Annotated in this window: 9 protein-coding genes; 7 read left to right on the plus strand and 2 right to left on the minus strand. The window is 64.5% G+C overall.

Annotated features, from left to right (window positions below):
• Positions 1-96 precede the first annotated feature (96 nt).
• Positions 97-255, minus strand: a complete 159-nt coding sequence (locus WA702_RS21585) for a hypothetical protein (protein WP_425112582.1) — start codon at positions 253-255, stop codon at positions 97-99.
• A 323-nt stretch (positions 256-578) separates the two neighbouring features.
• Here WA702_RS21585 and WA702_RS21590 point away from each other — a divergent pair, with 323 nt between their 5' ends.
• The 7 genes from WA702_RS21590 to WA702_RS21620 all read left to right on the plus strand — a co-directional run bounded on the left by WA702_RS21590 (position 579) and on the right by WA702_RS21620 (position 4,516).
• Entirely contained in the window at positions 579-974 is a 396-nt protein-coding gene (locus WA702_RS21590; RefSeq protein ID WP_425112583.1) for an SPW repeat protein, read from the plus strand.
• A gap of 213 nt (positions 975-1,187) precedes the next feature.
• Entirely contained in the window at positions 1,188-1,763 is a 576-nt protein-coding gene (locus WA702_RS21595; RefSeq protein ID WP_425112584.1) for a methylated-DNA--[protein]-cysteine S-methyltransferase, read from the plus strand.
• Positions 1,764-1,772: 9 nt separating this feature from the next.
• The gene (locus WA702_RS21600) at positions 1,773-2,621 is read left to right on the plus strand and encodes a helix-turn-helix transcriptional regulator (protein WP_425112585.1); all 849 of its coding nucleotides are present in this window, start codon (positions 1,773-1,775) and stop codon (positions 2,619-2,621) included.
• 43 nt (positions 2,622-2,664) lie between these two features.
• A complete protein-coding gene (locus WA702_RS21605) occupies positions 2,665-3,024 on the plus strand; it encodes a VOC family protein (RefSeq protein ID WP_425112586.1) in 360 nt (119 codons plus the stop codon).
• A gap of 10 nt (positions 3,025-3,034) precedes the next feature.
• Positions 3,035-3,436 (plus strand): SRPBCC family protein, encoded by a 402-nt coding sequence (locus tag WA702_RS21610; RefSeq protein ID WP_425112587.1) that lies wholly within the window; start codon positions 3,035-3,037, stop codon positions 3,434-3,436.
• Positions 3,433-3,966 (plus strand): hypothetical protein, encoded by a 534-nt coding sequence (locus WA702_RS21615; protein WP_425112588.1) that lies wholly within the window; start codon positions 3,433-3,435, stop codon positions 3,964-3,966. Before WA702_RS21610 ends, WA702_RS21615 begins: the two co-directional genes overlap by 4 nt.
• Positions 3,967-4,060: 94 nt before the next feature.
• Positions 4,061-4,516, plus strand: a complete 456-nt coding sequence (locus tag WA702_RS21620; RefSeq protein ID WP_425112589.1) for a hypothetical protein — start codon at positions 4,061-4,063, stop codon at positions 4,514-4,516.
• Here the strand turns inward: WA702_RS21620 and WA702_RS21625 are convergent.
• Positions 4,513-5,590, minus strand: a 1,078-nt coding sequence (locus WA702_RS21625; RefSeq protein WP_425112590.1) for an MATE family efflux transporter, incomplete at its 5' end; no start/stop codon positions are given. The two genes, WA702_RS21620 and WA702_RS21625, sit on opposite strands and share 4 nt — an antisense overlap.

The raw sequence follows: 5,590 nt of genomic DNA on the forward strand, positions 1-5,590 counted from the left end.
GGCGTGACCGACGAAGATCGACCTCGTTATAGGACTGGATCGCGATCGCCGGCAGCAGCGCCACGGTCACCAGCGCAAACAGGCGCGACAGCAGCGTCACGGCTCGGCGTCCGGAATGACGTGCCCAGCTTGCGGCCAGCTAGGCTCCGCCGCGGCGTGCCGACCCACGCCGTCATCCAACTCAAGGCCCGCCTGCACGAGCGAGAGGAGCCGCTCGACCCGGCGCATGACCGGACACAGTTCTGCGATCCGCATGTCTCTCTCCCTCGACTCGAACGAGAGGAGATGCATGCGCCCTGTTACTTGAAGATTTTTGGTGTGACTGATTGCGTTACGATTGCAACACAGCGCTCAGAACCGATGAAATATGAGCGCCAATGCCTGGGATGGGCGGCGCCGGGTGGTCTCCATGGCTGTCGGCGAACCCATCGGCGCCGCCGGGAACTCCAATCCCGGTCGCCCGTTCGTGATCGAGAATGAGCGGCAGAGCCGAATAGCGCTCGTGCTGCCGGACCCAGTCTCAGCTATCCTCGCTCGGCTCGGCCATCTCGTCGCGACAGAACCCGGGAGAGACCCTCATGACCCATGAACTGACCCGCAAGGTGCAGACCAAATTCTGGAGCGCCTCGATCCTCGACATCTACACGTTGCTCTGCGGCATCTTCCTGGTTGCCGCGCCATGGCTGTTCGGCTTCATTCGCAGCGCAGGCCGCATGGACGCCGAAGTCGCCGGCTACGTCCTGATCGCGCTGTCGGCCGCCGGCTTCCTCGCCTTCGCCGATTGGGAAGAATGGTTGAAGGTCGCCGTCGGCCTCTGGTTGATCGCAGCCCCCTGGCTGCTTGGCTTCGCCCATACTCCGGCGATGCATGTCAGCATCGCGATCGGCGTGATCGTCACGTTCCTGACGCTGCTGGAGATCTTCCTTGCGCACGATCCGGATTTTGTCCGGGAAGCGCAGGCGCCGCGGATCTGAGCCGCAGCCGTCAAAGCGATTTGCGATCGGCACGAAGGCACATTCATCTGGCGCGGCATTCTGCGCAGCATCGCAGCGCAACGATCACGCTTGACAAGGACGACCCAAATCACGGCACACCCTGCCTCAGTCCATCATGGTTAACATCTGATTGATTTCAGATGCGACCTGATCGGCCAGTGATATGATGTAGCGTGGGGTTGGGGTGGCGGAATGGGGCGTGGGTACACCGTTTTCGAGACGACGCTCGGCCGTTGCGGCATCGCGTGGAGCGAAGCAGGTGTGGTCGGCGTGCAGTTGCCGGAAGCACGAGAGATCGAGACGCTCCGGCGCCTGTTCAAGCTGTTTCCTGAAGCCCGTGAATTGCGGCCTCCGCCGAGCATTGCGGCTGCCATCGATGCTATCGTCGCCACGCTGCGTGGACAGGACGTCGATCTCGCGGACATCCATCTCGATATGACGGATATCTCGCCATTCAATCAGCGGGTCTATGACTATCTCCGTCGCATCCCACGCGGCGAAACCCGGATTCATGATCAGATCGCGGCGCATCTGCATGTCGCGGGCGCTCTGCATTCTGTGGCAAACGCCTTGGCGAAAAATCCCTATCCCCTGATCGTGCCATGCCATCGCGTGCTCGACGCCGGCAGCGGCCTCGACAAGGTCTCGGCCTACAACGGCGTCATCTCCAAGCGCCGCTTGCTTTCGCTCGAAGGCACGGTGCCGCGAACCGGATTGACCCTGTTCGATGTCTTGCTGACGGTTGATCGGCCGCGCGCGGCTCACTAGATTTGCTGGATGGCTACGACCATCCTGTTCAAGAGCCGCTCCGTCAGCGTCTCCGACTTCCGTTGCACCGCGGAAGCCGGCGGCGCGCCATTCGTCGAGCAGTTCGGCTGCCATTCCGTCTCTTACGTACGCAAGGGCAGCTTCGGCTGCCATCATCGCGGCCGCTTCTTCGAGCTGGTCGCGGGCGGCCTGTTCATCGGACATCCCGGCGACGAGTTCATGTGCACCCATGATCACGTCTGCGGCGACGAATGCCTGTCGTTCTTCCTCGAGCCCGACGTGGTGGCGAGCATCGGCGATACCAAGGCGGTCTGGCAGGCCGGCGCCGTGCCGCCAATGCCGGAGCTGATGGTGCTGGGCGAGCTCGCCCAGGCCGCGGCTGACGGGCGCAGCGATATCGGCCTCGACGAGATCGGCCATCTGCTCGCCAGCCGCTTCGTCGCCACCACGTCCGGCAAGCCATCGCAGCCCGCCAGGCCCACGGCCCGCGACCGCCGCCGTGCGGTCGAGACCGCGCTGTGGATCGATGCCAACTCACATCGCGAGATCGAGCTGGAAGATGCCGCACGCGAGGCCGGCATCAGCCCGTTTCATTTCCTGCGCATGTTTTCGGCGACGCTCGGCGTCACCCCGCATCAATATCTCTTGCGCTCCCGGCTGCGTCATGCGGCGCGGCGACTGGTCCACGACGATGCCGCCGTCACCGACATCGCCTATGACGTCGGATTTGCCGACCTCTCCAATTTCACCAGAACCTTCCACCGCGCCGCCGGGCTCTCGCCGCTGAAATTCCGTCAGGCCGCGCGGGGCGAGCGCAAGATTTTCCAAGTCAACCCGAAGGCTCCCGAGCTTAACTGATCGCCATGGCGCGCATGAATGTGCGCATCACATGGAGATCATCATGTACGACCATCTCGGGCTGCATGTCGGCAATCTCGACGCCAGCGTGACTTTCTACACGGCTGCGCTCGCGCCGCTTGGCCACATTCTCTGCACCAAGGATGAGACCTCAGCAGGGATCGGCCCGAAGGGCGAGCCGGCTCTGTGGCTGTATCACGCGCCGGGCCAGAGCCAGGGCGGCGTCCACGTCGCGTTCCAGGCGCCCGACCATGCCGCGATCGCGAAATTCCACAGCGAGGGTTTGAAGGCCGGCGGCCGCGACAATGGCGGCGCCGGACCGCGTGCCGATTACAGCGCAACCTATTATGCGGCATTCCTGATCGACCCCGACGGCAACAATGTCGAAGCCGTGTGCACCTGAGGATTCAGCCATGGCAACAATTTATATGGACATTCCCATCGATGCGCCGGCATCGGCGGTCTGGGACGTGGTGCGCGATTTCGGCGCCGTGCATACACGCTTTGCGCCCGGCTTCGTCACCGACACCAAGCTCGACGGCGACGCGCGGATCGTGACCTTTGCGAACGGCACCGCCGTGCGTGAACGCTTCGTCAGTTGCGACGAGCAGCGGCAGCGGCTGGTTTACTCGGTCGCGAGCGAGCGCGTAAGCCAGCACAGCGCCTCGTTCCAGGTGATCGCCGACGGCGCGGCCCGCTGCCGGGTCATCTGGATCACCGATGTGCTGCCGAACGAGATCGCGCCCTACATCGAGCAGCAGATGAAGCTCGGCGCCGCTGCCATGCAGAAGACGCTGGGAGCGCTGGCGTCATGACAACCGCTTTCCTTGCTGCGCTTGGCGCCACCGGTCCGGCTCCGGACCGCGCCGGCAAGATGGATCTCTACGGCCGCTTCGTCGGCTCCTGGGATCTCGACGTCAGGCAGTTCGCCGAGGACGGCGCGGAGCGGCGGCGCAAGGGCGAATGGCATTTTGGCTGGACGCTGGAGGGCCGTGCCATCCAGGACGTCTGGATCGTGCCGCCGCGCGGCGCGCAGCGTACGGGCGACGCTGCAGCCAATGTCAACACCTACGGCACGACCTTGCGGGTGTTCGATCCACGCACCGATGCCTGGCACGTGCAATGGTTCGACCCGGTGACGCAGAACATCTCGCAGATGATCGGCCGCGCCGAGGGTGCCGACATCGTGCAGCTGGGCAGCACCGCAGACGGTCGGCTGATTCGCTGGCGTTTCCTGGAGATCGCGGCCGATTCCTTCCTCTGGCGCGGCGAGATCTCGTCAGACCAGGGAGCGAGCTGGCGCGTGGTCACCGAGTTCAGAGCAGTCCGCGCAACGACTGCGTGACGTCCCTCACGGATGGCGGCGCTAAGCACCGTTAAGTTCCCGCATGCTTCCGAACAGCTTCGCACCGCGAAGCAGCGCATGCGAGGAACAGACCATGACGAATGCGGGCAGGATGATTGGCCGCGCCGCGGCACTGATCGTGTTGTTGGTTATGATCATCGCACCGGCGAAAGCGCAGATCGCTGGCCTCGGCGGTGACGGCGGCGGTCAGGACATGATGACCCAGATGGCGCCGATGCTGAACATGATGAAGGCCAAGATGGGCAAGCGCCGCTTCGGCAGGCTGATGCAAACCATGGGGCCGATGATGAGCAACATGACGCAAGGAAGCGGTGGTCTCGGCGCGAGTGGCCTCGGCGGACTGGGTGGATTTGGTGGCAACACACCCGCAACTGGCTTGGACGCCTCGGTGTCGCCGGCCGGCGGCTTCGCAGGTGGTGGTGACCTCATGGGCATGCTCGGCGGCAGCGGGATGATGACGATGATCCCGCAACTCGTCGGCCTGGCCGGTAGCGGCAACAGCCATCACCGGCGGCGTCGCCATCATTAGCGCGATAGCGCCGGACGGATCGCGATCGCCGCCGGCTTCGGTCCCCAGCGTGTCAGGATCACGCTGCCGCAGGAGAGCACGCCAAGCAGCACCATCGATGTCGCCGCGAGGGTGAAGAAGGTTTGCGCGGTCGCTTCATGCATCGACAGCCACCAGCCGCCGGACGCGATGAAGATCAGCCGCGCCGTCTGTGCCAATACGGGCCCGGCCATTTTCGCGGCGCCTTGCGAGGAGAAGTACATCGAGATCGCGAGCCCGATGAAGGCGTACATCGGGGCGGCGGTCCGCAAATATTGCCGGCCTGCGAACCGCACGGTCTCGTCTTGGGTGAAGATGTCGACCCACAGACTCGGGACGAGCGCAATCACAGTCGCGAGCGCGCCGACGGCGATGAAGGACGTCAGTCCCGCGGTCCAGGCGATATGCCTGGCACGGGCGATCCGTTCCGCGCCGATCGCCATGCCGATCATCGGCACGGAGGCGATGCCGAAGGAGAATGCGATCGAGGTCAGCATGAATTCCAGTCGCGCGCCGATGCCGTAGCCGGCAAGCACCGCAGTGCCGAAGCTCGCCAGCAAGTGCGTGAAGATCGAGATCGACAGCACCGATTGCAGCGGCGACAGGCAGGAGACCGCGCCGACCTTCAGGATGTCGCCGAGCATGGCGCCGCTGATCCGCAAGCCTCGCACCTTCGGCACGACGCGCGCGCGGCCCGAGAACAGATACCAGCCCATCACCGAAATGCTGACGAGATAGGACAGCAGCGCGCCGGCAGCGACGCCGCGCATGCCGAATTGCGGCACCGGCCCGAGCCCGAGGCCAAGCGTGCCGCCCAGGATGACCTGCAGGATCGCCGAATTGAGGATCAGCAGCGACGGCAGCTTCATGTTGCCGGTGCCACGCAACACGCCGGCCATCGAGTTCATCAGCCATGGCAGCACGGCGCCGCCGAAGAACACCTGCACATAGGCTTCAGCATGCGCCAGCACCTGGCCGCGGCCGCCAAGCAGCGCGAGCAGGTATGGCCCGAACAGCAGCATGCCAATCATGAAGGCGAGGCCGAAGCACAGCCCG

It is taken from the genome of Bradyrhizobium sp. (assembly GCF_049798375.1).
Taxonomy (GTDB): Bacteria; Pseudomonadota; Alphaproteobacteria; order Rhizobiales; family Xanthobacteraceae; genus Bradyrhizobium.

Bases quoted from the DNA above. Each gene is read 5' to 3' on its own strand.
- WA702_RS21610 (WP_425112587.1), top strand. From the start codon at position 3,035: ATGGCAACAATTTATATGGACATTCCCATCGATGCGCCGGCATCGGCG.
- WA702_RS21615 (WP_425112588.1), top strand. From the start codon at position 3,433: ATGACAACCGCTTTCCTTGCTGCGCTTGGCGCCACCGGTCCGGCTCCG.
- WA702_RS21590 (WP_425112583.1), top strand. From the start codon at position 579: ATGACCCATGAACTGACCCGCAAGGTGCAGACCAAATTCTGGAGCGCC.
- WA702_RS21600 (WP_425112585.1), top strand. From the start codon at position 1,773: ATGGCTACGACCATCCTGTTCAAGAGCCGCTCCGTCAGCGTCTCCGAC.
- WA702_RS21620 (WP_425112589.1), top strand. From the start codon at position 4,061: ATGACGAATGCGGGCAGGATGATTGGCCGCGCCGCGGCACTGATCGTG.
- WA702_RS21585 (WP_425112582.1), bottom strand. From the start codon at position 255: ATGCGGATCGCAGAACTGTGTCCGGTCATGCGCCGGGTCGAGCGGCTC.
- WA702_RS21605 (WP_425112586.1), top strand. From the start codon at position 2,665: ATGTACGACCATCTCGGGCTGCATGTCGGCAATCTCGACGCCAGCGTG.
- WA702_RS21595 (WP_425112584.1), top strand. From the start codon at position 1,188: ATGGGGCGTGGGTACACCGTTTTCGAGACGACGCTCGGCCGTTGCGGC.